The sequence below is a fragment of the Modestobacter sp. SYSU DS0904 genome, from assembly GCF_054051115.1.
In genome coordinates, this window is the sequence record NZ_JBJHAQ010000019.1 from 46,788 (window position 1) to 71,796 (window position 25,009).

Consider the following 25,009-nt stretch of genomic DNA (forward strand, 5'->3'; position numbering starts at 1 on the left):
GAGGAACGATGAGCGAGCCCGACAGCCGGTCCCGGCAGCCGTCGTGGGACGCGGGGCCGACCACCAACGGCAGCTCCGCGTGGCGGGCCGACGGCCGGCCCTCGCAGCCGCTGGCCGACCGCCCCACCGAGGTGGTGCCCACGGAGGACCGCTGGCAGGACACCGGGGGGCAGGAGACCGGGGGCAGCGGCCCGGCGACGACCTGGCCGCAGACCGCCCCGGTCCCCGTCCAGCAACCGCCCCACGAACCGGCCGGCGACGAGCCGGACGGCTCCTGGCGGACCGGCTCCACCGGGGCCGGCGCCACTGCTGCCGGCCCGATCTGGACCGACGAGGAGCCCGGCCCGGCGGACCCCGGCGGCCGGCCGGTGGCGTGCCGCCGCCCGGACACCCTGGCCGGCCTGCTGCTCCTGCTGGCCGGCGTGGTGGCCGGGCTCAGCCTGCTGGTGGTGTGGGTGAACGGTGGCGGTACCGGCCTGGAGCTGGTGCAGACCGGCCTGGACGACCTGGGCGACGACGCCGGCCGGCTGGCCGAGGACCTGACCTGGGCCCCGCTCGCCGTGGTGTTCGGCGGGGCCGTGCTCTTCGTGCTGGGCCTGCTGCTGTTCGTGCCGGCCCGGACCCACCGCTTCCTCGGCGGGCTCGCGCTGGTGGTGGCCCTGGTGGTCGCGGCCGGCGTGCTGGTGCCGCTCGCCGACGCGAACTGGGACCTGCAGCGCTGGGCGGTCGGCGCCTGGTTCGCCGCCGCCGCCGCGGCACTCGGCGTGCTCGGCGGCCTCAAGGCGCTGGTCACCGGGCCGCGCACCCGCGGGTGAAGGACCCCGTCCTCCTCGGGACGGGGCCGTGGCGGGTCAGTCGGCGACCAGCGCCCCGTGGGCGCGGGCGAACGTCACCGCCTGGACGACGTCCAGCCGCACGCCGGTGACGTCGAAGCCGTGCCAGTTCACCCCGTCGGTGTCCGCGCCGCGCAGGTCCGCCCCGCGCAGCCTGGTGCCCTGCAGGCGGGCGTACCGCAGGTCGGCCCGGGTGAGGTCGGCCTCGCGCAGGTCGGTGTCGGTGAGGTCGGCCTCGACCAGCTTCTGGCCCGAGAGGTCGACGCCGGACAGGTCGACCCCGCGCAGCGACGAGTAGCTCCAGTCGGTGTCCGCGGTGGTCATCGGGCGCAGCGTCGCGCCGGGGAACTGCGAACCGGTGAGCTTGCAGCCGGACCAGGTGGTGCCGGAGAGCGTCGCCCGGTCGAAGCGGCAGGAGAGGAACGCCGTCCCCTCGTGCCGGGCGCCCGACATCGCCACGCCGGTGAGCAGGCACTGCTCGAACACGCAGCGCACCGTGACCAGCTCGGCGAACGAGGCGTCGTCGAAGCGGCAGTCGAGGAAGGTGACCCGCTCCAGCCGGGCCCAGTCCCACTCGACCCCGGCGAGGTCCTCGCCCTCCCAGACGGTGTCCGGCTCGGGTGGGCCGAGCTGTGGCCGGGTGTTGCGGATCGCCATCAGTGCGCGAAGTGGCGGGTGCCGGTCAGGTACAGCGTCACCCCGGCGGCCGCCGCGGCGGCGACCACCTCGTCGTCGCGCAGCGACCCGCCCGGCTGCACCACCGCACGCACCCCGGCGTCCAGCAGCACCTGCAGCCCGTCGGCGAACGGGAAGAACGCATCGGAGGCGGCCACCGACCCGGCGGCCCGCTCCCCCGCCCGCGCCACGGCGAGCCGCGCGGAGTCGACCCGGTTGACCTGGCCCATGCCGACGCCCACGGTGGCCCGGTCGCTGGCCAGCAGGATGGCGTTGCTCTTCACCGAGCGCACGGCCCGCCAGGCGAAGACCAGGTCGTCGAGGCCGGCGGCGTCCAGCGGCTGGCCGGTGGCCAGGGTCCAGCTCGTCGGGTCGTCGCCGGCGGCGTCGATCCGGTCGGCGGTCTGCAGCAGCAGCCCGCCGCTGACCGGGCGCAGCTCGACGGTCAGCCGCGGGGCCTCGGGCATCCGCAGCAGCCGGACGTTCTTCTTCTGGGTGAGCAGACCCAGGGCGTCCTCGGTGAACGACGGCGCGACGACGACCTCGGTGAACACCTCCGAGATCTGCTCGGCCAGGGTCAGGCCGACCTCGCGGTTGGCGGCGATCACCCCGCCGAACGCCGAGACCGGGTCGCAGGCGTGCGCCTTCCGGTGCGCCGCGGCGATGTCCGCGCCGACGGCGATGCCGCAGGGGTTGGCGTGCTTGATGATCGCCACGCACGGGTCGCGGTGGTCGTGCGCGGCCCGCCAGGCGGCGTCGGTGTCGACGTAGTTGTTGTAGGACATCTGCTTGCCGTGCAGCTGCTCGGCGTCGGCCAGCCCGGGCTGGCCGCTGCGGTACAGCGCCGCCCCCTGGTGCGGGTTCTCCCCGTAGCGGAGGACGTCGGTGCGCTCCCAGCTGCCGCCCACCCACTCGGGGAAGCCGCTCTCGTCGTCCGGGGAGAGCACGTTGCCCATCCAGGAGGCGACCGCGACGTCGTAGGCGGCGGTGTGCCGGAAGGCCTCGGCGGCCAGCTGCTGCCGCTGCGTCAGCGTGAACCCACCGGCGCCGACCGCCTCGACGACCTCCTCGTAGCGGCCCGGGTCGACCACGACGGCGACCGACGGGTGGTTCTTCGCCGCGGCGCGCACCATCGCCGGGCCGCCGATGTCGATCTGCTCGATGCACTCGTCCGGGGAGGCGCCGGAGGCGACCGTGTCGCTGAACGGGTAGAGGTTCACCACGACCAGGTCGAAGGCGGCGATGCCCAGCTCCTCGAGCTGCGCCAGGTGCGCGGGCTTGCGGCGGTCGGCCAGGATGCCGGCGTGCACCGCCGGGTGCAGCGTCTTGACCCGGCCGTCGAGGCACTCGGGGAAGCCGGTGACCTGCTCGACGGGGGTGACCGGCAGCCCGGCGGCGGCGATCCGCGCCGCGGTGGCGCCGGTGCTGACCAGCTCCACCCCGGCCTCTACCAGGCCGCGGGCCAGCTCGTCGACGCCGGTCTTGTCGTAGACGCCCAGCAACGCGCGGCGGACGGGGGTGCGGTCGGTCATCGGGTGCTCTCCTCGATCGGGATGGCGGGAGTCGGTTCGACGGGGATCGGCGCGCCGGTGGCCAGCGCGGCCACGGTGCGCACCAGGAGCTCGCGCTCGACGGTCTTGATCCGTTCGTGCAGGCTCGCCTCGTCGTCGTCGGTGTGCACCGGGACGGGGCGCTGGGTCAGCACCGGGCCGGTGTCCAGGCCGGCGTCCACCAGGTGCACCGTCGCGCCGGTGGTGCCGACGCCGGCGGCCAGGGCGTCGCGGACGGCGTGCGCGCCGGGGAAGGCGGGCAGCAGCGCCGGGTGCGTGTTGACCACCCGGCCGTCGAAGGCCGCCAGCACGGCCGGGCCCAGCAGCTTCATGAAGCCGGCGGAGACCACCCAGTCGGGACGGCGCGCGGCCAGCTCGGCGGCCAGCGCCCGGTCCCAGGTGGCGCGGTCGGGGTGGTCGGGCAGGGCGACGACGAAGGTGTCGATCCCGCGGTCGGCGGCGAGGGCCAGCCCAGCGGCGTCCGAGCGGTCCGCGCCGACGGCGACGACCTCGGCGGGGTAGCCCGGCTCCTCGGTCGCGGCGAGCAGGGCGGCGCACAGCGAGCCCGCTCCGGACAGCAGGACCACCACGCGCGCGCGGGCACCTGGCGTCCCCGGGACGGCGGATGCGTCAGCGGGCACGTCCGCAGACCCTAGTGGCCGGGTCGGGAGGGCAGCGCCGACGGGTCAGGAACGGGCACGCCAGCGGGTGACGGCGGCGCTGACGACGGCGGCGATCCCGGCCTGCGCCGCGACCGCCAGCCCGGTGGCCAGCGGGGGCGCGCCGACCTCGGCCAGGGCGGCGTCGCCGAGTGCGCCGCCGGCCACGAACACCCACAGCCCGGTGACGACGCCGACGCCGACCCCGGCGACGACGCCCCACAACGCGGCGGTCACCGCCCCGCCATCGCCGTCCTCCAGCCGGCGCCCCAGCGCGATGCCGGCGACCAGCCCGGCGAGCGCGGGCAGCGCCTGGGACAGGAACGCCACCAGCGGCACCGCCTGGGTGTCGGGCAGCGCGGCCAGCAGCGGCAGGGCGGGCACCGGCCCGAGGGTGACGCTGCCGACCGAGACGAAGGTGCCCGACCCGACGACGAACCCGGGTCCTGCGGCCAGCCCGGCGACCGCGGCGAGGGCGTTGGGCAGCAGCAGCAGGCTCAGCCCGGCCAGCCCGGCCGCCCCGGCGCTGGCGCCACCGAGCCCGGTGACCATGGCGGCGGCGCCGTCGACGTCGGAGGCCAGGGCGACGGCGAGCACGGCGGCGCACCCGGCGGCCAGCGCCAGGGTGCCGGCCGCGACGGCGCGCAGCACGGCCCGGGCCGGTCCGGGGAACCGGTCCAGCAGCTCCCCGCCCAGCGGCGAGTCGCGCAGCACCCCCGCGCCGCCGCCGAGCAGCGACAGCACGCCCGCGCCCACCAGCGGCCGGACCATCCCCACCGCCGCGTCGGGCGTGGTGACCAGCGCGGTGACCAGCCCGGTCGTGCCGACGTGCACCGCGACCACCACGGCCAGCACGCCGGTGACCGACCGGGGCGAGTCCAGCTCGCGTACCGCCACCACCGAGCCCGCCGCCCGGGCCAGCCCCCAGGCGATGCCCGCGGTGACCAGCAGGGGGGCGATCCGGATCGGCCCGGAGGGGAGTTCGACCGCCGCGCCCTGCGCCAGCAGCCACAGCTGGCCGGCCACCCGCGCCGAGAAGCCCACCGGGAGCCCGCCGTCGGGGTCGAGGGTCTGCACCACGAGGAGCGCGAGCCACAGCCCGAGCAGCCCGGTGACCGGCACCGCGAGGGCGGTGGCCACCGCGAGCCAGCCGGTGGCGGGGCCGCGCCGTCCGCCGGTGCCGCGTGACCCGAGGGGCAGGCGGGACAGCAGGGACGTCACCTCCCCACTCTCGCAAGCGACGTCACCGGATCTGCGGCGCACGCGCCGGGGGAGGCCATCTCACACGACGGCGGTCAGCCGGTCCCGGCGGCCGTGCTCCCGCCGGGCTGCTCCGGACGGTGCCCGGGCTCCGGCGGGGGCTCCCCGCCCGCCGGACCCGGTTGCGGTGCCGGCGGCTGGGGTGGGGCGGGCGTCCAGGCCGGCGGTCCCTGGTACCCGCCGGGCTGCGCGGCCGGGGCGGTTCCGTACGGCGGCGGCGCCCCGTAGCCCGCCGGCCCGTACCCCGCCGGCCCGTACCCCGGCGGCGCGCCGTAGCCCGCCGGCCCGTACCCCGGCGGCCCGTACGGCGGCGGCCCCCAACCCGGGCCGCCGGGCGGCGGCTGGGGAGCGCCGACCCACCCGGTGGGCGCGGCGCCGGCCGCCCGCAGCTCGGGGAGCAGCCGGGAGATCGTGATCACCAGCAGCGCCGCCGAGGTGAGGAAGGCCAGCAGCCCCATCAGCGTGAAGCCGACGTCGAAGGTGGTCAGCCACTCGGTCAGCGTGATCAGGAAGGCCAGCGCGGCGAGCCCGGCCGGGACGACGCCGCGCGGGAACGGCACCCGCACCTCGCGGAAGGCCGGCAGCACGCTCCACACCGAGGCCGCCAGCAGGAGCACCAGCGCGAAGGTCAGCCACGGCGAGCGGAACCCGTTGACCGACATGCCGGGCGCGCTGTAGCCGAAGCCGAGGTCGTACCCCGGCACGCTGAACCACGGCACGCTGAGGAACACCAGGTAGAGCAGCGTCCCGGCCGGGACGGCGAGGTCGGCCCAGCCCAGCACCCGGAGCCCGGGCCGGCGGCGGGGCTCCGGGGCAGGGGCCGCCGGGTCGCCCGGCGGCTGCTCGGGACCACTGGACGTCATCGCTGCGGCTCTCCTCGGGTGCGTGGCGGGGTCCCCCGCATCGTCCCCCACCCCGGAACGCCGCTGCCCGGCACCTCGGGCGAGGTGCCGGGCAGCGGCGGCAGAGGGGCCTCGATCAGCCCCCGACGATCTCCCGCATCAGCAGCGCGGTCTCCGACGGGGTCTTGCCCACCCGGACGCCGGCGGCCTCGAGGGCCTCCTGCTTGGCCTGGGCGGTGCCGGCCGAGCCGGAGACGATCGCGCCGGCGTGGCCCATCGTCTTGCCCTCGGGCGCGGTGAAGCCGGCGACGTAGCCGACGACCGGCTTGGTCACGTTGGCCTTGATGAAGTCCGCGGCCCGCTCCTCGGCGTCGCCGCCGATCTCGCCGATCATCACGATCGCCTCGGTCTCCGGGTCGTCCTGGAACGCCTGGAGGCAGTCGATGTGGGTGGTGCCGATGACCGGGTCACCGCCGATGCCCACGGCGGTGGAGAAGCCGATGTCGCGCAGCTCGTACATCATCTGGTAGGTCAGCGTGCCGCTCTTGCTGACCAGGCCGATCTTGCCGGCCTTGGTGATGTTCGCGGGGATGATCCCGGCGTTGGACCGCCCGGGGCTGATCAGGCCCGGGCAGTTGGGGCCGATGATCCGGGTGGTGCCGCCCTGGGCGTGGGCCCAGAAGTAGGTCGAGTCGTGCACCGGGATGCCCTCGGTGATCACGACGGCGAGCCCGATCTGGGCGTCGACGGCCTCGATGACGGCGCCCTTGGCCCCGGCCGGCGGCACGAAGATGACGCTGACGTCGGCGCCGGTCTCCTTCATGGCGTCGGCGACGGAGCCGAAGACGGGGACGCTGGCACCGTCGAAGTCGACGGACTCGCCGGCCTTCTTCGGGTTGACGCCACCGACGATGGCGGTGCCGGAGGCGAGCATGCGCTGGGTGTGCTTGCGCCCCTCGGAACCGGTCATGCCCTGGACGATGACCTTGCTGTTCTCGGTGAGGAAGATCGACATCTCTGCGGGGTCCTGTTCAGGCGGGGGCGGTCAGAGGGCGGCGAGCTCGGCGGCCCGGCGGGCGGCGCCGTCCATCGTGTCCACCACGGTCACCAGCGGGTGGTTGGCGTCGGCGAGGATCCGCCGGCCCTCCTCCACGTTGTTGCCGTCGAGCCGGACGACCAGCGGCTTGCTGGCCTCGTCGCCGAGCTGGCCGAGGGCTGCGACGATGCCGTTGGCGACGGCGTCGCAGGCGGTGATCCCGCCGAACACGTTGACGAAGACGCTCTTCACGGCCGGGTCGGAGAGGATGATGCCCAGCCCGTTGGCCATGACGTCGGCCGAGGCACCGCCACCGATGTCCAGGAAGTTCGCCGGGCGGACGCCGCCGAACTCCTCACCGGCGTAGGCGACGACGTCCAGGGTGCTCATGACCAGGCCGGCGCCGTTGCCGATGATGCCGACCTCGCCCTCGAGCTTGACGTAGTTGAGGTCCTTGGCCTTGGCCGCGGCCTCCAGCGGGTCGGCGGAGGCGGCGTCCTCGAGCGCCTCGTGCGCGGGGTGCCGGAAGCCGGCGTTCTCGTCGAGGGTCACCTTGGCGTCCAGCGCGAGGACCGTGCCGTCGGGCGCCTTGGCCAGCGGGTTGATCTCGACCAGCGTGGCGTCCTCCTTGCTGAAGACGTCCCACAGCTGCACCGCGATGGCGATGACCTGGTCGCGCACCTCGGCGGGGAAGCCGGCGGCGTCGACGATCTCGGCGGCCTTCTGCGCGTCGACGCCGACGGAGGCGTCGACGGGCACGCGGGCCAGCGCCTCGGGGCGCTCGACGGCGAGCTGCTCGATCTCCATGCCGCCCTCCTTCGAGGCCATCGCCAGGAAGGTGCGGTTGGACCGGTCGAGGAGGTAGGAGAAGTAGTACTCCTCGGCGATGTCGCTGGCCTGGGCGACCATCACGCGGTGGGTGATGTGGCCCTTGATGTCCAGCCCGAGGATGTCCTGGGCGCGCGCCCTGGCCGTCTCGGGGTCGTCGGCGAGCTTGACGCCACCCGCCTTGCCCCGGCCGCCGACCTTCACCTGGGCCTTGACCACGACCGGCGCCGCGATCTCGCGGGCGATCGCCTCGGCCTGCTCAGGTGTCTCGGCTACGCCGCCGGGGAGCACGGGGACGCCGTGCGAGGCCAACAGGTCACGGGCCTGGTACTCGAAGAGATCCACGAGCAAGCACCGTAGACCGCCGCTCCGGCGGCCGCTCACGCACCCGGCCGCGAGTGCGGCGCATCACCCCGATCGAGTGTCCGCGGTCAGGCCCCGGCCGGGGCGCCGACGTGCTCGCGCACCCAGCTGACGATCTCCTGGGTGTCGGCGCCCGGGGTGAAGACCCGGGCCACCCCCAGGCGGGCCAGCTCCGACAGGTCGGCCTCCGGGATGATCCCGCCGCCGAACACGACGACGTCGTCGACGTCCCGCTCGCGCAGCAGTTCGGCGAGCCGGGCGAAGAGCGTGAGGTGCGCGCCGGAGAGCACCGAGAGGCCGACGGCGTCGGCGTCCTCCTGGACGACGGTCTCCACGATCTGCTCCGGGGTCTGGTGCAGCCCGGTGTAGACGACCTCCATGCCGGCGTCGCGCAGCGCGCGGGCCACCACCTTGGCACCGCGGTCGTGCCCGTCCAGGCCGGGCTTGGCGATCACCACCCGGATGCGCTCGCTCGTCACGCCGTGGACTCTAGGCCCCCCGACGTGTGCTGCGTCACTCCCCCGACGTCACCACTCGGACGTCATCACTCCGCCGTCACTGCTCCGCGGGGGCCGCCGTGCCGGCCCGCCACCGCGAGGCGACGACGGTCAGCCCGGCGAAGCCCAGGCCGACCAGCAGCAGGCCCATCCCGGGCACGGTCCACTCGACCTCCGGGCTGCGCGCGGCGTCCCGCATCCCGGCCAGCGCGGTGGTCAGGACGAACACGGTCAGCGCCAGCAGGCCGCCGACCGCGCCCAGCCGGGGGCGCAGCGACGGGGCGGTCACGGAGCACAGCAGCAGGGCACCGGCGAGCAGCAGCCCGCCGAGCAGCGCGAGCCCGGGCCGCTCCAGCAGCGCCTGCGGTCCTTCGACGGTCACCACCGTCTCCAGCCCGGTCACCGGGTCGGTCACCACGCGGTCCGGGACGTCGGCGGCGGGCAGCGCCAGGCAGAGCACCGCGCCGACGCCGAGCACCACCGCCGCGCCGGCCAGCACGGGCCGCACCGGGTCCAGCGTGCCGGCGTCCTCCATGACGGTGCGTCCCCACGCGACCAGGGCCACCGCACCGGCGAGCACGGTCAGACCCAGCGAGACGACGCCGAGCACCCACCCCGCGCCGGTCTCCACGGAGCTGGTGAGCACCCGCTCGCCGGCCAGCACCTCGATCGCGGGGCGGGCGGTGGAGCCGTGCCCCTGGTGCAGCTCGATGAGCAGCCGGCCGATCGCCAGCGACCCGCTCACCGAGGCGTAGGCCAGCCCGAGGCGCGGCACCCGGCCCAGCGCCAGCACCACCCCGACCAGCACGGCCACCACCGGGCCGAGCAGCGCCACCAGGGCATCGAGGGGGCCGGTGACGACGTTGATCGCCGTCCCGCCGACCGTCAGGTAGGTGGGGAAGACGCTCACGGCGCCGACCAGGCCGGCGAGCGCGAGGAGCACCCCGGCGACCCGGGCGGGCACGGGGACCGTCCCGACGACCAGCGGGTCGCCGGTGGCGCGCCCGGCCGGCCGCCGGGCAGGTCGGGCGGCACCGCCGGCCGCCCGGCGGGCGTTCGGCCGGCCGGCCCTGGAACGGGCGGGCGCGCGGTCGCGGGCGGGCACTGTTCCCCCTCGGAGGTCACTTGGGTCGGTCGTGTCACATGGCAGTTGTGTGACGTTCGGCACACGGGGGCATTACGGTGCGCGAACCGAGCACACCACGAGTGCACGCGGCGCCCCCGGCGCCGGGCCGGGACGGCGGAGGGAGATCAGGGTGCACCCCACCGAGCTGCCCTCCCCCTCAGCGTGGCACGCCGGTCCGACCGGAGCCGGCACCGACGTCCCGGACCCGGCGACGTCGACCCGCGCCGGGCTGCGGTGGCTGGTCAGCCCGACCGCGCTCACCGGCGGCCTGACCGAGCTGGCCTGGGTCGGCGCCCACGCCCTGCTCTACCCGCTCGGCGCCCGCACCGAACCGGTCCGGGCCGACGGCCGGTACCGGCCGGGCACCCAGCCCCCGGCGGTGCGCGCGCTGTTCGCCGACGACCCGCTGGCCGCGCGGATCCCGGTCGTGCTGGTGCACGGGCTGGTCGACAACCGGTCGGTGTTCGCGGTGATGCGGCGCAGCCTCCGGCGGCGCGGCTTCGCCCAGGTGGGCTCGTGGAACTACAGCCCGCTGGTGCGCGACGTGGCCGCCGCGGCGGAGGCGCTGGGCCAGCACGTCGAACGGGTGTGCAGCGAGACCGGGCACGACCGGGTGCACGTGGTCGGGCACAGCCTGGGCGGGCTGGTCGCCCGCTACCTGGTCCAGCGGCTCGGCGGCGATGCCCGGGTGGAGTCGCTGGTCACCCTCGGCACCCCGCACGGTGGCTCGCGGTGGGCCCGCGCGCTGCCGACGCCGCTGATCCGCCAGCTCCGGCCCGGGTCGCCACTGCTGCAGGAGCTGGCCCGGCCCGCGCCGGGGTGCCGCACCCCCGTGACCGCGGTCTACAGCGACCTCGACCAGGTCGTCGTCCCCTCCGCCGCCGGCCGGTGCGAGCACCCTGACCTGCAGGTCCGCAACGTGCTGGTCCGCGGGGTCGGGCACATGTCGCTGCCGATCCACCGCGGCGTCGTCGACGAGGTGGCCGCCACGCTCGCCGGGCACCGGGGCGCCACGCCTGCCGGTCCGGCCATCGCCGCCTGACGCACCACCCCTGGGTCACGTGTGGCGTGTGTCGTCACGCAATGCACAGTGTCGCGACACGTGCTGTCAGGTCGTTGTCCGGCCTCGGTGCCGTCGTTAGCGTCCGGAATGACATCGATGGGATTCCCCCGGAGACGTCGTCGCACAGACCGTGCGCAGCCCGGTCGCCCTCCCCGGCGGCCGGCGCCCGCCAGGCACCCCGGCTCCTCGCGGGATGTCGCCCCCGGAAGGTGCCCGTTGACCCGACTGCGTGAGCTCGTGGGCAGGACCCGGTCCGCCCACGACGCCGACCCGAGCACCGAGGGCGGCTGGGTCGGCTGGGCGGACGACGCCGACTGGGACGAGGGCTGGGCCGAGCTCGACGACGAACTGGACGCCGAGCTGGCCGCCGCCGCGGCCGACGACTCCGGGGACGAGCCCGCCGACGACGGGGACGACACGCCGCCCCGCCGGCGCGGGCGCCTGCGCCTCCGCGGCCCCCGGGCACCCCGCCCGACGCCCGCCCGCCTCCGGCCGCCGGGCCGTCGCGCCCCGGCGCTGCTCGCCGTCGCCGTCGCCGGAGCCCTGGGGGCGGCGCTGCTGGGCGGCGCCACCGACACCGCACCACTGGCGTCGGGCCAGGACTACGGGCTGGGCGTCGAGGACGTCAGCTACGCCGGCGGGATCGACGTCGCCGCCGCCCGCGGCGAGATCAGCCAGGCCGAGGCCGCCGCGCGACTGGGCGAGATCGCCGCGTCCCGCGCCGCCCGCGAGCCCGACTTCGTCGTCCCCACCACCGGCCGGCTGACCACCTGCTTCTGCATGCGCTGGGGCACCATGCACTGGGGCCTGGACCTGGCCGCACCGCTGGGCACCCCGATCTACTCGGCCGCCGACGGCGTGGTGCTGCGCGCCGGCCCGGCGTCGGGCTACGGCAACGCGGTCTACATCCAGGACGCCGACGGCAACGTGCACATCTACGGGCACATGCGCTACTACGACGTCCAGGCCGGGGACGTCGTCTCCGCCGGCGAGCAGATCGCGAAGGTCGGCAACCAGGGCCAGTCGACCGGCCCCCACCTGCACTACGAGATCCACGCCGGCGGGATGAACGGCAAGCCCGCCGACCCGGAGGCGTGGCTCGCCGCGCGGGGGCTGTCGGTCCGCTGAGACCGGGTCGGGGCCGGCTCAGGCCCCCGGCAGGCGCAGCACCAGCCACTGGTAGCGGCCGTCCCGCCGGTCACCGGCGCGCCACGTCTCCGACCGCTCCACCTCACCGTGCCTGCTCAGCAGCTCGACCAACCGCCCGGACGACCGGAGGCTGAAGAAGCGCGGCGGGTCCGACGCGTGGAAGGTGAACGGCCCCTCCACGTCGTCCCCGCACCAGACGCCGACGGCGAGCGGGGCGCCCGGGCGTAGCACGCGGCGGATCTCGCCCAGCGCCTGGTCGAGCTCGGCGTCGGGGACGTGCAGCAGCGTGCTCATCGTCCAGCCCGCATCCAGGCTCGCGTCGGCGAAGGGCAGGGCACGCACCGGGGCCACGTGCGCGTCGATGCCCGCCGCCCGGCACAGCGCGACGTGCTCGGCCGACAGGTCGACGCCGGACACGCTGAGCCCGGCCTCGGTGAGGGCGACCGCGTCGCGGCCCGGTCCGGTGCCCACCTCGAGCACCCGCTGCCGCCCCTCGGCCAGCAGCAGTGCGGTGAACTCCTGCCGCCGGCGGACCCGCTCGGGGTCGATCGGCCGGGCGTTCCGCCGGGCCGCGTCCCGGTCGTACCAGGCGGCGAGGCGCCCTTCCCGTTCGCCGACCGGGCCGTCGCTCATCCCTACAGCTTGACGAGCGGGGCGTAGCGCAGCACGAGGCGCTTGGTGCCGCCGGAGCCGAAGTCGACCGTCGCCTGCGCCTTGTCCCCGGCGCCGTTGACCTCCACCACGGTGCCCAGCCCGAAGGCGTCGTGGCTGACCCGGTCACCGACGTCGACGCTGATCACGGCACGGTTGCCCGCGCCGCCGCGCAGCCCGCCGGTGGACAGCCCGGTCGCGGCGACCCGCTGCTGGGCCGACGAGAGCGGGGCGGACGGCGCCGGCTGCGGATTGGTCCACTGCACGGTGTCGGCGGGCAGTTCGTCGAGGAACCGGGACGGTGGGTTGTAGGCCGGCTGACCCCAGTTGGTGCGGACGGTGGCCCGGGAGAGGAACAGCCGCTGCTGCGCCCGGGTGATGCCGACGTAGGCCAGCCGCCGCTCCTCCTCCAGCTCCTTGGGGTCGCCGAGGGCCCGCAGGTGCGGGAAGACGCCGTCCTCGAGGCCGGTGAGGAAGACCACCGGGAACTCCAGCCCCTTGGCGGTGTGCAGGGTCATCAGGGTGACCACGCCGGCGTCGTCGCCGGTCACCGGGATCTGGTCGGCGTCGGCGACGAGGGAGACCTGCTCCAGGAAGTCGGTGACGGTGCCGCCGGGCGAGGCCGCCTCGAACTCGGCGGCCACCGAGATGAGCTCGTTGAGGTTGTCGACCCGCCCCTCGTCCTGCGGGTCGGTGCTGGCCGACAGCTCGGCCAGGTAGCCGGTGCGGTCGAGGATGCTCTCCAGCAGCGCGGCCGGCCCCGAGCCGGTCTCGACCAGCTGCTCGAACTCCTCCAGCAGCGCGACGAACTCCTGCAGCGCCTTGAGCGAGCGCGGGGCGAGCGTGGTGATCTCCGCGCAGCGGCGCAGCGCGCTGCCGAAGGCGATCCGCTCGCGGTCGGCGAACTGCTCGACGCAGGACTCGGCCTTGTCGCCGATCCCGCGCTTGGGCACGTTGATGATCCGGCGCAGGCTCACCACGTCGGCCGGGTTGGCGACGAGCTTGAGGTAGGCCAGCGCGTCCCGGACCTCCTTGCGCTCGTAGAAGCGCACCCCGCCGACGACCTTGTAGGGCATGCCGACCCGGATGAACACCTCCTCGAACACCCGGGAGGCGTTGTTGGTGCGGTAGAAGATCGCGATGTCGGCCGGCCGGGCCTTGCCCTCGTCGGTGAGCGCGTCGATCTGCTCGGCGACCCAGGCCGCCTCGTCGTGCTCGTTCTCGGCGACGTAGCCGGAGATCAGCTCGCCGTCGCCGGCGTCGGACCACAGGTTCTTCGGCCGGCGCGCGGTGTTCTTGGCGATCACCGTGTTGGCGGCCCGGAGGATGCGCTGCGTGGAGCGGTAGTTCTGCTCCAGCACGATCGTCGTCGCGTCGGGGTAGTCACGCTCGAACTCGTCGATGTTGCGGATCGTGGCGCCGCGGAAGGCGTAGATCGACTGGTCGGCGTCACCGACCACGCACAGCTCGGCCTGGGGCACCGGCCCGCCGGGCCCCCCGGCCAGCTCCCGCACCAGCATGTACTGGGCGTGGTTGGTGTCCTGGTACTCGTCGACCAGCACGTGCCGGAACCGGCGCCGGTAGTGCTCGGCGACGTCCGGGAACGCCTGCAGGAGGTGGACGGTGGTCATGATCAGGTCGTCGAAGTCCATCGCGTGCGCCTCGCGCAGGCGCCGCTGGTAGAGCGTGTACGCCTCCTTGAGCACCTTCTCCGGCGCCGTCTGGGGGCTGAAGGACTCCTCGTCGACCAGCTCGTTCTTCAGGTTCGACACCTGGTTGGCCAGGCTCCGCCCGGGATACCGCTTGGCGTCGAGGTCGAGGTCGCGGGCGACCATCGTCATCAGGCGCACCGAGTCGCCCTGGTCGTAGATGGTGAACGAGCTCTTCATGCCGAGCTTCGCGGCCTCGGCGCGCAGGATGCGCACGCACATCGAGTGGAAGGTCGACACCCACATCGCCCGCGCGCGGGGCCCGACGAGGGCGGCGACGCGCTCCTTCATCTCCCCGGCGGCCTTGTTGGTGAAGGTGATCGCCATGATCTCACCGGGCTGCACCCCCCGGGCGCCGAGCAGGTAGGCGATCCGGTGGGTGAGCACCCGGGTCTTCCCCGAACCGGCCCCGGCGACGATGAGCAGCGGGCTGCCCTCGTGGACCACGGCGTCGCGCTGCGGGCCGTTCAGGCCGGCGAGCATCCGGTCGAGCTCCCGACCGGTCTGGCCGGGGGTGGAGCGCGCGAGGGCGGCGGTGCCGGGGAGGGAGATCTGCGGGCTGCTCATGACCCGGCCACTCTAAGCCGGGGCACCGACAGCGCCGGGGGCCCGCGTGTCGCCCGGGGACGGTCCCGGGGGCGGCATGGGGGGGCGGCGTGGCCTGGCCGCGCCGCTGGGATGTGTGGCACACTTCTCGGCGTGCTGATGCATCGCGAGTTTTACTACGGCCACCGGGTCCCGGTGTCCGTACTCGCTGGCTGATCAGCCACCGCACACGACGCCCCGGGCCTGAGGCCCCGGGGCGTTTTCCGTCTCTCCGGGTCCGACGGCTCCCACCCGCCCCGGAGGAACCGATGAGCACCACCCTCTCCCCCAGCGTCGCCGCCGAGCACGACGCCGACCCGGCCGAGCGCATCGACGCGCTGCGCGCCGAGATCGACGCCTGCGACGCGCAGATCATCGAGCTGGTGCAGCGCCGGCTGTCGGTCGCGCAGGAGATCGGCGCGCTCCGCACCGCGTCGGGCGGCATGCGGCTGTCGCTGTCCCGCGAGCAGCGGGTGCTCGCCCGCTTCCGGAACGCGCTCGGCCCGGACGGCGCCGCGCTCGGGATGATGCTGCTCCGCCAGGGCCGCGGCCGACTGTGAGGAAGGACCCCGTCCCTCTCCCCCCTCGCACGCTCGGGGCGAGCCTCCGGACGGGGCCATAAGGTGCGGGGCGTGATGCCGCTGCCCACCGCCCCTGCCGAGCACGTCGAGCGCGCGCTGTGCGTGCTGGCCCACCCCGACGACGTCGACTTCGGCAGCGCCGGGACCGTCGCCACGTGGACGGCGGCGGGCACCGAGGTGACCTACTGCATGGTCACCGACGGGGACGCCGGCGGCTTCGACGACACCCCCCGGGACCGGATGGGGCCGCTGCGCCGGGAGGAGCAGACCGCCGCTGCCGCCGCGGTCGGGGTCAGCGACGTGCGGTTCCTCGGGTACCCCGACGGGCGGCTCGAGCCCACCCTGGAGCTGCGCCGGGACATCAGCCGGGTGATCCGCCAGGTCCGCCCGCAGCGGGTGCTGACCAGCTCGCCCGAGCGCTTCTGGGAGCGGATCGGCGCCAGCCACCCCGACCACATGACCGTCGGTGAGTCGACGCTGCGCGCGGTCTACCCCGACGCCCGCAACCCCTTCGCCTTCCCCGAGCTGCTCGCCGACGAGGGCCTGGATGCCTGGACGGTGTCCGAGGTGTGGCTGGGTGGCGGCCCGCGCTCGGACCACGCCGTCGACGTCACCGACGTGCTCGACCGCAAGCTGGCCGCGCTGCGCTCGCACGTCAGCCAGGTCTCCCACTGGCCCGAGGGCCAGCTCGAGGAGTTCCTCACCGCCTGGATGCGGCAGAACGCCCAGACCCACGGCCTGCCCCAGGGCCGCCTCGCCGAAGCGTTCCAGGTGGTGCACACCGCCTGATCCGCTGTCCTACCGGGTCGTGCGGCGACCCGGCCGGGACGGTGCCCGGCCGCGGTGCGGTCCGGAGGATCGCCGAGTCAGAGCAGGCGGTTGGTCGCCGCCCAGCGGGTGAGCTCGTTGCGGTTGGACAGCTGCAGCTTGCGCAGCACGTTGGAGGCGTGCGACTCGACGGTCTTGACCGAGATGAACAGCCGCTGGCCGATCTCCCGGTAGGTGTAGCCACGGGCCAGCAGCTGCATGACCTCCCGTTCCCGGACCGACAGCAGGTCCAGCCCCGGATCGGTGGCCGGGTCCTCGGTGGCGGGGACCGCGACGGCGCCGCCGGCGGCGAAGGCGTCGAGCACGAAGCCGGCCAGCCGGGGGCTGAACACGACGTCGTCCTCGGCGACCCGGCGCACGGCGTCCCGGAGCTCGGCGCCGGAGATGGTCTTGGTCACGTATCCGCGGGCGCCGGCACGGATGACCGCGATGACGTCCTCGGCGGCGTCGGAGACCGACAGCGCCAGCCAGCGGGTCTGCGGCAGCTCGGCTCGCAGCGCCTCGAGCACCGCCTGCCCGTTGCCACCGGGCAGGTGCACGTCGAGCAGGACGACGTCGGGCGCGGCGGCGCGGATGCCGGCGATCGCGGTGGGGACGTCGGCGGCCTCCCCCACGACCTGCACCTCGTCGCCGAGCTCGGTGCGGACACCGGCCCGGACCATGGCGTGGTCGTCGACCAGGAAGACCCGGACCGGCGTCGGCGCGGTCATGCGGGCACCCCCGCCTCGCGCGGGAGGCAGAGCTCCACCTCGGTCCCCTCTCCTGGTGCCGAACGCACCGTCGCCGTTCCGTTGAGCCGGGCCAGCCGGCCCACCACCGAGTCGCGCAGGCCCCGACGGTCCCAGGGCACCGCGGCCGGGTCGAAGCCGGTGCCCCGGTCGCGGACGAACACCGTGACCGTCGCCGGCGTCACCTCGGTGTAGAGCGAGATCCGGTCCGCCCCGGAGTGCTTGGCGGCGTTCACCACCGCCTCCTTCGTGGCCTGGCCCAGCGTGGCGACCGCGTCGTCGACCGGCAGGTCGCCGACGACCACGGGGTCCACCGCGACGGCGTGGTCGGCCTCGACCTCGGCGACCAGGCGGGCGACCAGCCCGGCCCAGGTGCCGCCGGTGACCACGGTCGGCTCGTACAGCCAGGCCCGCAGCTCCCGTTCCTGGCTGCGGGCCAGCCGGCCGACCACCGCGGGGTCCGCCGCGTGCCGCTGGATGAGCGCCAGGGTCTGCAGCACCGAGTCGTGCAGGTGGGCGGCGACCGCGGCCCGCTCCTCCGAGCGGATCCGGGCCGCGCGCTCGGCTGCCCGCTGGTCGAGCAGCCGCCGCCACAGGGGGGCGGTCGCCAGGACCAGCCCGACCAGGATCACCACGGTGGCGGTGAAGCCGTTGCGGGCGTTGGCCAGCTGGCCGGTGGTGGCCAGCAGCAGCACCACCCCGACCACGCCCACGACGACGCCGGCGGCCAGTCCCCAGCGGCCGGTGCGCCGGGACAGCGAGGCGTCGGTGTCGGTCTGCCGCCAGATCACCGCCAGGCCGATCCCGGCCAGGACGAGCGGCAGGACGACGTCGTAGCCGCCGAAGGTGAGCAGCTGGGACACCAGGCCGAAGGCGGCGAAGGACAGCAGTGCGAGCAGGATCAGCTGCCGTCGGCTGGGCCGCTGCCCGACCACCACGTCCGGGGCGCCGTCCTCGGACGGCTCGGCGACCGGCATGGTGAGCCACAGCAGTGCGTAGGCGACGACGCCGACCCCGGTGAAGGCCAGCCCGACCATGACCACCCGGACGACCATCGGGTCCAGTCGCAGGTGCGCGGCCGTGCCCGCCGCGACCCCGGCGAGCAGCCGGCCCGAGGCCGGGCGCGCGAGCGGCGGCCGGGCGCCGCGGCCCACCGGGGCCCGGGCGGTCGGCGCGGCGCTGGTGGTCACCCACCGATCGTGTCACCGTCCGCCTCGCCGGCACACCGGTGATCACCCGGAGTGCGGGGGTCGGCGCCGTTCAGGGTCGGTCCAGGGGGTTCCCCGATACCCCCGGGACGTCGGAGTCGCCAGGCTGGTGCCATGACCTCAGCACTCCCGCCCTCGGCACCGCCGCCCGCGGCCGAGCCGCCGCCGGGCTCCTGGCCCCCGCCGCCGCAGCCGGGCCCGGCGGCCCGCCCGCAGCTACGCCGCAGCCAGACCGACAAGGTGATCGGCGGCGTCGCCGGCGGCCTGGCCGAGTACACCGGCGTCGACGCCCTGCTCTGGCGGGTCGGCGCGATCGCGCTCACCCTCGCCGGCGGCAGCGGGATCGTGATCTACGTGCTGCTCTGGCTGCTCATGCCCGCGGCACCGGCCGTGCAGCCCGGTGAGCCGGCCCCGCGCCCGCCGTCCGGTCCCCGGTCCCCGGTGCCGGGGGTCACCGTCGCCGCCCTGCTGATCGTCCTCGGGATCGGCGTGCTGGTCACCCGGTTCACCGACCTGGACCTCGGGGCCCGCGGGTTCCTGGGCAGCGCCCTGCTGGTCGTCGGCGTCGGGCTGGTGGTCGGTGCGCTCACCGGGGTCGGCCGCGGCGCCAAGGGCGGGCTGATCACCCTCGGGCTGCTGCTGGCCGCGGCGCTGGCCATCGCCTCGGCGGTCGACGTCCCACCCGGCGGCATGGGCGACCGCACCTGGCGCCCGGTGTCGGCGGCCGCGGTGCAGTCGGACTACGAGAACGGGGTCGGTGACGTGCTGCTGGACCTGCGCGGCGTCGACCTGGGTGACCTCGACGACCTGGACTCCCCGATCACCACCCGGATCGACTCCGGGCTCGGCGACATCAGGGTGATCGTGCCCTCGTCCGCAGACGTGCGACTGGAGGTCGTGCAGGGGATCGGCGAGACCGACCTGTTCGGCGACAGCGTGGAGAGCGGCTTCTTCCCCGGCCGGGGCACGGCCGACTGGTCCGGGGACTCCGACCCGGAGTTCGAGATCACCATCAACTCCGGTCTGGGCGATGTGGAGGTGTCCCGTGGCTGAGCACGACCCCTACGGCCGGCAGGTGACCGAGGTCTTCCCCGGCGGGCTGTCCCCCACCGACCCCCCGCCCCGCCGGGACGTCGACTCCACCGCGCTGGTGGCCGGCGTCCTGTTCATCGGGCTCGCCGTGCTGCTGATGGCCGGGGTGGACCTGCCGGTGGAGTGGTTCTCCCACGGCTTCTCCTGGGTGCTGCTGATCGGCGCCGGGCTGGCGTTGCTGGCCAACGAGCTGCGGCGGGCCCGCCGCCGGAGCTGAGGCGTCGCGGCGCCCAGGGCCCGGGGAGCGATCGCTCCCCGGGCCCTCCGTCATCGGCTGACCACCGCCAGGGACACCGTCCCGACGTAGATCACCGGTATCAGAAACCCCTCGAACCCGATGCCCTTCCGGTCGCGCATCACCAGTCCGGCGGTGAGCACGGCGATCACCAGCATGGTCCCGCCGAGCAGCACCAGGCTGGTCGAGCCGGCGTCCCGGTACAGCGAGCCGTTCAGGTAGCCGATGTCGGCGACGGCGATCATCAGCATGTCGAAGACGTTGCCCCCGACGATGTTGCCCACCCCGAGGGTCAGCTGGCCCATCCGCACCGCGGTGACCAGCACGACCAGCTCGGGCAGCGAGCTGACGGCGGTGGTCAGCGTGAACCCGATGATCCCGCCCTCGAGGCCGGTGCCCGCCGCCACGCCGAGCCCCGCCTGCCCGACGATCCAGCCGGCCACCCCGACGAGCAGGCCCAGCCCGGCGAGGGTGGCCCACAGCCGGCGGGTCGACCGGTCGGAGCCCTCCTCGTCCTCGTCCTCGTCCGCCGTCGCCGACGTGTGGGTGGGCACCCACATCGGGTGGTCGTGCATCCGGCGCAGCAGCCGCAGCCCGTACGCGTAGAGGAGGGGGATGAGCAGCGTCACCGGGTGGATCCAGCCCAGCGTCAGCTGGGGGGTCGAGTAGGCGATCACCGGCAGCGACAGCATCGCCATGAGGATCACCGACTGCATCACGTTCTCCAGCGACGCCGCCGCGTGCTCGAGGTTCGCCCGGCGGTACACCAGGTCGGCGACCGCCAGCCAGACGGTCTGCAGCGCGATGCCGCCGATCGGGTTCGCCAGCGCGAAGCCGGCGTCCCCTTCCAGGGCGCCGGTGAGGACGGTGACGTTCCCCGGCAGCGAGGTGACGGCGCCGAGCAGGAGGGCGCCGCCGATGGCGTCGCCGAGCCCGGTGCGGTCCGCGAGCTCGTCCGCGGCGCGGGTCAGCCGGACCCCGGCGAACACGATCACCACGGCCATGGCGACCAGGGCGATCAGGCTCGGCACGAGCGGCCACGTTCCGGTGGTCACTCGGGGACCTCCAGGTGTCGGCGATCAGATCGCCGACAACCTGATCATGGGCGCCCGGGCGCCGCCAGTCGGGCGGCTACTCCCACTCGATGGTGCCCGGCGGCTTGCTCGTCACGTCGAGCACGACCCGGTTCACCTCGGCGACCTCGTTGGTGATCCGGGTGGAGATCCTCGCCAGCACGTCGTAGGGCAGCCGGGTCCAGTCGGCGGTCATCGCGTCCTCGCTGGAGACCGGGCGCAGCACCACCGGGTGGCCGTAGGTGCGCCCGTCGCCCTGCACGCCCACGGAACGGACGTCGGCGAGCAGCACCACCGGGCACTGCCAGATCTCGGTGTCCAGGTGCGCGGCGGTCAGCTCCGCCCGGGCGATCGCGTCGGCCTGCCGGAGCACGTCGAGGCGCTCCCGGGTCACCTCGCCGATGATCCGGATGCCCAGGCCCGGGCCGGGGAACGGCTGGCGCTGCACCAGGGTGTCGGGCAGGCCGAGCTGGCGCCCCACCTCGCGCACCTCGTCCTTGAACAGCGTGCGCAGCGGCTCGACCAGGGTGAAGGTGAGGTCCTCCGGCAGCCCGCCGACGTTGTGGTGGCTCTTGATGTTCGCCGTCCCGGTGCCGCCGCCGGACTCCACGACGTCCGGGTAGAGCGTGCCCTGCACCAGGAAGTCGACGGACTCCCCGTGCTCCTTCGCGTCGGCGATCACGTCGAGCGCGGCCTGCTCGAAGACCCGGATGAACTCCCGGCCGATGATCTTCCGCTTCGTCTCCGGGTCGCTGACCCCGGCCAGCGCGGTGAGGAACTGCTCGCTGGCGTCGACCACCCGCAGGTCGGCGCCGGTGACGGCGACGAAGTCCCGCTCGATCTGCTCGGTCTCGCCCTCGCGCATCAGGCCGTGGTCGACGTAGACGCAGGTGAGCTTCTCCCCGATGGCGCGCTGCACCAGCGCCGCCGCCACCGCGGAGTCGACCCCGCCGGACAGGCCGCAGATGGCCCGCCGGTCGCCGATCTGCTCCCGGATCGCGGTGACCTGCTCGTCGACGACGTTCGCCATCGTCCAGCTCGGCTCCAGGCCGGCGATGTCGAACAGGAAGTGCTCGAGCACCGTCTGCCCGTGCGGGGTGTTCTTCACCTCGGGGTGGAACTGCACCCCGGCGAGCCGGCGGTCGACGTCCTCGAACGCCGCCACCGGGGCGCCGGTGGAGGTGGCGGTGACGGTGAACCCGGGCGGGGCCGCGCTCACCGCGTCGCCGTGGCTCATCCACACCGACTGCTCGTTCGGCATGGCGCCGAACAGCCGCCCGGGCGTGGTCACGGTGAGCGGAGTGCCGCCGTACTCGCGGTCACCGGTGCGGGCGACGGTGCCGCCCAGGCTGGCGGCCATCGCCTGGAAGCCGTAGCAGATGCCGAAGGCCGGCACGCCGGCCTCGAACAGCGCCGGGTCGATCTGCGGCGCGCCCTCGGCGTAGACGCTGGAGGGCCCGCCGGACAGCACGATCGCCGCCGGCTTGCGGGCCAGCAGCTCCTCGACCGGGACGTCGGAGCCGACGAGCTCGGAGTAGACCCCGGCCTCCCGGATCCGGCGGGCGATCAGCTGTGCGTACTGGGCCCCGAAGTCGACGACCAGGACGGTCGGGAAGTCCATGACCATGCCGGCTCAGCCCACCAGGTGGCCGGGGCCGACGGGGCTCTCGCCGCCACCGCCGCCGAGGACCAGGTCGACCCGCTGGAACTCCTTGAGGTCGCGGTAACCGGTCTTGGCCATCGTGCGCCGCAGCGCGCCGAAGAGGTTGGTCCGCCCGTCGGCGGCCTCCGCCGGCCCGAGCAGCAGCTGCTCCAGCGTGCCGCGCGGCTCCGCGGCGCCGGAGGTGCCGCCACGGGGCAGCCGCGGGTGCGCGGCGACGGAGTCCCACCACACGCCGCCGGCGGGGGCCTCGCTGGCGGCGCGCAGCGGCTCGCCCAGCTGGACGGCGTCGGCGCCGCAGGCCAGGGCCCGGGCGATCGCGCCACTGGTCTCGATCCGGCCGTTGGCGATGACGTGCACGTACCGGCCGCCGGTCTCGTCGAGGTAGTCGCGGCGGGCGGCGGCGGCGTCGGCGATGGCGCTGGCCAGCGGCACCCGGATGCCCATCACGGCGTCCGCGGTGGACCAGCTGTCGGCCCCGACGCCGACGATCACGCCGGCGGCGCCGGTGCGCATCAGGTGCAGCGCGGTCTGGTAGTCGGCCGCGCCACCGACGATCACCGGGACGTCGAGGTCGGCGATGAACTCCTTGAGGTTCAGCGCCTCCCCCGCCGTCGTCACGTGCTCGGCGGAGACGATCGTGCCCTGGATGACCAGCAGGTCGACCCCGGCGGCGAGGATCGTGGGCGCCAGCCGCGCGGTGTGCTGCGGGGAGACCCGGATCGCCGTCGTCACGCCCGAGTCGCGCAGCTCCTTGACCCGGCTGGTGATCAGGTCGGGCTTCACCGGCTCGGCGTAGACCTCCTGCAGCAGCGCGGTCGGCGGCCCGCTGTCCGGGCCGGCGGCGTCACGCAGCCGGCGGTAGACGTCGGTCGGGTCGTCGTAGCGGGTCCACAGGCCCTCGGCGTTGAGCACCCCGAGCCCGCCGGCCTGGCCGATCGCGATCGCGGTGGCCGGGCTGACCACCGCGTCGCTGGGGCTGGTGATCAGCGGCATCTCGAACCGGAAGGCGTCGATCTGCCAGGCGGTGGAGACGTCGTCGTGGTCGCGGGTGCGCCGCGAGGGGACGATCGACACCTCGTCCAGGTCGTAGCCCCGGCGGGCGAAGCGGTTCAGGCCGATCTCGACGTTGTCGCGTACGGGCATTCGGTCAGCGTCCCCGGTAGTTCGGTGCTTCGACAGTCATCTGGATGTCGTGCGGGTGGCTCTCGGTCAGCCCGGCGGAGGTGATCCGGGTCAGCTGGCCGCGCTCCTGCAGGTCGGCGATGGTGGCCGCACCGGCGTAGCCCATGCCCGCGCGGAGCCCGCCGACCAGCTGGTGGGCGACCCCGGACAGCGGCCCACGGTAGGGCACCTGACCCTCGATGCCCTCGGGGACGAGCTTGTCGTCGGAGAGGACGTCGTCGGCGAAGTACCGGTCGCGGCTGAAGGACTGGTTGCCCCGCTTCTGCATCGCGCCGAGGCTCCCCATGCCGCGGTAGGTCTTGTACTGCTTGCCGTTCATGAAGACCAGCTCGCCCGGCGCCTCCTCGACCCCGGCGAACAGGCCGCCGATCATCACCGTGTCGGCACCGGCGACGAGGGCCTTGGCGATGTCACCGGAGTACTGCAGCCCGCCGTCGGCGATGACCGGGACCCCGGCCGGGCGGGCCGCGAGCGCCGCCTCGTAGATGGCGGTGATCTGCGGGACGCCGACCCCGGCCACGACCCGGGTGGTGCAGATCGAGCCCGGGCCCACGCCGACCTTGACCGCGTCGACCCCGGCGTCGATCAGCGCCTGCGCGCCGGCCCGGGTGGCGATGTTGCCGCCGACGACCTGCACGCCGTGGCCCACGTGGGCGAAGTCCTTCTTGACCCGGGCGACCATCTCCAGCACGGCCCGCTGGTGGCCGTGGGCGGTGTCGACGACGAGCACGTCGACCCCGGCGTCCACGAGCAGCCCGGCGCGCTTGTAGGCGTCCTCGCCCACACCCAGGGCGGCACCCACGGTCAGCCGGCCGCCGGCGTCCTTGGTGGCGTGGGGGTACTGGTCGCGCTTGACGAAGTCCTTGACGGTGATCAGCCCGCGCAGCCGGCCGGCGTCGTCCACCAGCGGCAGCTTCTCGATCTTGTGCTGCTTGAGCAGCGCCAGCGCCCGCTCCGGGTCGACGCCCACCGGCGCGGTGACCAGCGGCAGCGGCGTCATCACGTCCCGGACCAGCCGGGTCTGGTCGGTCTCGAAGCGCATGTCCCGGTTGGTGACCATGCCGACGAGCACGCCGCCGGCGTCGACCACGGGCGCACCGGAGATCCGGTACCGGCCCGACAGCGCGTCGACCTCGGCCAGGGTGTTGTCCGGGGAGCAGGTGACGGGATTGGTGACCATGCCGGCCTCGGACCGCTTCACCAGGTCGACCTGACCGGCCTGGTCCTCGGCGGCGAGGTTGCGGTGCAGGACGCCGATGCCCCCCGCGCGGGCCATGGCGATCGCCATCCGCGACTCGGTGACGGTGTCCATCGCGGAGGAGACCAGCGGGATGGCCAGCCGGATGCCGCGCGTCAGCCGGGTGCTCGTGTCGACGTCGGTGGGGACGATGTCCGAGGCCCCGGGAACGAGGAGGACGTCGTCGTAGGTCAGCCCCAGCGGGGCGAACTTGGCCGGCAGTTCGGGACGGTGCTCGTCGAGACCATGCGCATCGGGCTGCACGTGTCGCCACCCTCTCGGAGTTGGTGGTGGAGCGCCGCCGACGGCGCAAGGGGACCACGTCGATCGTAGGCGGCGCCCCAGGGGCGCCGTTC

24 protein-coding genes are annotated in these 25,009 nt (G+C 74.8%); 7 read left to right on the forward strand and 17 right to left on the reverse strand.

Features of this window, described 5'->3' with window-relative positions; translation table 11 throughout:
* Positions 1-8 precede the first annotated feature (8 nt).
* Positions 9-815 (forward strand): hypothetical protein, encoded by an 807-nt coding sequence (locus ACI79U_RS13450; protein WP_457063727.1) that lies wholly within the window; start codon positions 9-11, stop codon positions 813-815.
* A 36-nt stretch (positions 816-851) separates the two neighbouring features.
* Here ACI79U_RS13450 and ACI79U_RS13455 read toward each other — a convergent pair whose 3' ends face one another.
* The 9 genes from ACI79U_RS13455 to ACI79U_RS13495 form a co-directional block, all read right to left on the reverse strand.
* Positions 852-1,490 carry a pentapeptide repeat-containing protein gene (locus ACI79U_RS13455; protein ID WP_457063730.1) on the reverse strand — a complete coding sequence of 213 codons (639 nt, stop codon included), beginning with the start codon at positions 1,488-1,490 and terminating at the stop codon, positions 852-854.
* Positions 1,490-3,040, reverse strand: a complete 1,551-nt coding sequence (gene purH, locus ACI79U_RS13460) for a bifunctional phosphoribosylaminoimidazolecarboxamide formyltransferase/IMP cyclohydrolase (protein ID WP_457072578.1) — start codon at positions 3,038-3,040, stop codon at positions 1,490-1,492. The genes ACI79U_RS13455 and purH overlap by 1 nt, the downstream gene beginning before the upstream one ends.
* Positions 3,037-3,699 carry a phosphoribosylglycinamide formyltransferase gene (gene purN, locus ACI79U_RS13465; RefSeq protein WP_457063735.1) on the reverse strand — a complete coding sequence of 221 codons (663 nt, stop codon included), beginning with the start codon at positions 3,697-3,699 and terminating at the stop codon, positions 3,037-3,039. The genes purH and purN overlap by 4 nt, the downstream gene beginning before the upstream one ends.
* A gap of 45 nt (positions 3,700-3,744) precedes the next feature.
* Entirely contained in the window at positions 3,745-4,938 is a 1,194-nt protein-coding gene (locus ACI79U_RS13470) for a cell division protein PerM (RefSeq protein ID WP_457063738.1), read from the reverse strand.
* A 74-nt stretch (positions 4,939-5,012) separates the two neighbouring features.
* On the reverse strand, positions 5,013-5,840 hold the full coding sequence (locus tag ACI79U_RS13475) for a hypothetical protein (protein WP_457063741.1): 828 nt from the start codon (positions 5,838-5,840) through the stop codon (positions 5,013-5,015).
* Positions 5,841-5,955: 115 nt separating this feature from the next.
* Entirely contained in the window at positions 5,956-6,834 is an 879-nt protein-coding gene (gene sucD, locus ACI79U_RS13480) for a succinate--CoA ligase subunit alpha (protein WP_457063744.1), read from the reverse strand.
* Positions 6,835-6,864: 30 nt separating this feature from the next.
* A complete protein-coding gene (gene sucC / locus ACI79U_RS13485) occupies positions 6,865-8,028 on the reverse strand; it encodes an ADP-forming succinate--CoA ligase subunit beta (protein ID WP_457063746.1) in 1,164 nt (387 codons plus the stop codon).
* An 86-nt stretch (positions 8,029-8,114) separates the two neighbouring features.
* Positions 8,115-8,525, reverse strand: coding sequence for a cobalamin B12-binding domain-containing protein (locus ACI79U_RS13490; protein WP_457063748.1), 411 nt, complete (start codon positions 8,523-8,525; stop codon positions 8,115-8,117).
* Between the two features lie 76 nt (positions 8,526-8,601).
* Positions 8,602-9,648, reverse strand: a complete 1,047-nt coding sequence (locus ACI79U_RS13495) for a hypothetical protein (RefSeq protein WP_457063750.1) — start codon at positions 9,646-9,648, stop codon at positions 8,602-8,604.
* Positions 9,649-9,799: 151 nt separating this feature from the next.
* Between ACI79U_RS13495 and ACI79U_RS13500 the strand changes: the two genes are divergently transcribed.
* Complete coding sequence (locus ACI79U_RS13500) at positions 9,800-10,711, forward strand: esterase/lipase family protein (protein WP_457063752.1); 912 nt, start codon at positions 9,800-9,802, stop codon at positions 10,709-10,711.
* Between the two features lie 237 nt (positions 10,712-10,948).
* Entirely contained in the window at positions 10,949-11,860 is a 912-nt protein-coding gene (locus ACI79U_RS13505) for a M23 family metallopeptidase (RefSeq protein WP_457063754.1), read from the forward strand.
* An 18-nt stretch (positions 11,861-11,878) separates the two neighbouring features.
* On the opposite strand, the gene ACI79U_RS13510 is transcribed toward ACI79U_RS13505, so the two are convergent.
* Both ACI79U_RS13510 and pcrA read right to left on the reverse strand, forming a co-directional pair.
* Complete coding sequence (locus tag ACI79U_RS13510; RefSeq protein ID WP_457063756.1) at positions 11,879-12,514, reverse strand: class I SAM-dependent methyltransferase; 636 nt, start codon at positions 12,512-12,514, stop codon at positions 11,879-11,881.
* Positions 12,515-12,516: 2 nt separating this feature from the next.
* On the reverse strand, positions 12,517-14,808 hold the full coding sequence (gene pcrA, locus ACI79U_RS13515) for a DNA helicase PcrA (RefSeq protein ID WP_457063758.1): 2,292 nt from the start codon (positions 14,806-14,808) through the stop codon (positions 12,517-12,519).
* A gap of 287 nt (positions 14,809-15,095) precedes the next feature.
* Between pcrA and ACI79U_RS13520 the strand changes: the two genes are divergently transcribed.
* Together ACI79U_RS13520 and ACI79U_RS13525 are read left to right on the forward strand one after the other, a co-directional pair.
* Positions 15,096-15,386 carry a chorismate mutase gene (locus ACI79U_RS13520; RefSeq protein WP_457063760.1) on the forward strand — a complete coding sequence of 97 codons (291 nt, stop codon included), beginning with the start codon at positions 15,096-15,098 and terminating at the stop codon, positions 15,384-15,386.
* A gap of 75 nt (positions 15,387-15,461) precedes the next feature.
* On the forward strand, positions 15,462-16,196 hold the full coding sequence (locus ACI79U_RS13525) for a PIG-L deacetylase family protein (RefSeq protein ID WP_457064235.1): 735 nt from the start codon (positions 15,462-15,464) through the stop codon (positions 16,194-16,196).
* 77 nt (positions 16,197-16,273) lie between these two features.
* Here ACI79U_RS13525 and ACI79U_RS13530 read toward each other — a convergent pair whose 3' ends face one another.
* Positions 16,274-16,945, reverse strand: a complete 672-nt coding sequence (locus ACI79U_RS13530; RefSeq protein WP_457063762.1) for a response regulator — start codon at positions 16,943-16,945, stop codon at positions 16,274-16,276.
* Positions 16,942-18,153: an ATP-binding protein gene (locus ACI79U_RS13535; protein WP_457063764.1), complete on the reverse strand. Its 1,212-nt coding sequence runs from the start codon at positions 18,151-18,153 to the stop codon at positions 16,942-16,944. Before ACI79U_RS13535 ends, ACI79U_RS13530 begins: the two co-directional genes overlap by 4 nt.
* Before the next feature lie 132 nt (positions 18,154-18,285).
* Between ACI79U_RS13535 and ACI79U_RS13540 the strand changes: the two genes are divergently transcribed.
* Together ACI79U_RS13540 and ACI79U_RS13545 are read left to right on the forward strand one after the other, a co-directional pair.
* Positions 18,286-19,224, forward strand: coding sequence for a PspC domain-containing protein (locus ACI79U_RS13540; protein WP_457063766.1), 939 nt, complete (start codon positions 18,286-18,288; stop codon positions 19,222-19,224).
* Positions 19,217-19,480 (forward strand): hypothetical protein, encoded by a 264-nt coding sequence (locus ACI79U_RS13545; protein ID WP_457063768.1) that lies wholly within the window; start codon positions 19,217-19,219, stop codon positions 19,478-19,480. Before ACI79U_RS13540 ends, ACI79U_RS13545 begins: the two co-directional genes overlap by 8 nt.
* 50 nt (positions 19,481-19,530) lie before the next feature.
* Here ACI79U_RS13545 and ACI79U_RS13550 read toward each other — a convergent pair whose 3' ends face one another.
* The 4 genes from ACI79U_RS13550 to guaB form a co-directional block, all read right to left on the reverse strand.
* Entirely contained in the window at positions 19,531-20,553 is a 1,023-nt protein-coding gene (locus ACI79U_RS13550; RefSeq protein WP_457063770.1) for a sodium:calcium antiporter, read from the reverse strand.
* Positions 20,554-20,629: 76 nt separating this feature from the next.
* Positions 20,630-22,198, reverse strand: coding sequence for a glutamine-hydrolyzing GMP synthase (gene guaA / locus ACI79U_RS13555; protein ID WP_457063772.1), 1,569 nt, complete (start codon positions 22,196-22,198; stop codon positions 20,630-20,632).
* A 6-nt stretch (positions 22,199-22,204) separates the two neighbouring features.
* Entirely contained in the window at positions 22,205-23,377 is a 1,173-nt protein-coding gene (locus ACI79U_RS13560) for a GuaB3 family IMP dehydrogenase-related protein (protein ID WP_457063774.1), read from the reverse strand.
* 4 nt (positions 23,378-23,381) lie between these two features.
* Complete coding sequence (guaB, locus tag ACI79U_RS13565) at positions 23,382-24,917, reverse strand: IMP dehydrogenase (protein ID WP_457063776.1); 1,536 nt, start codon at positions 24,915-24,917, stop codon at positions 23,382-23,384.
* Positions 24,918-25,009 lie beyond the last annotated feature (92 nt).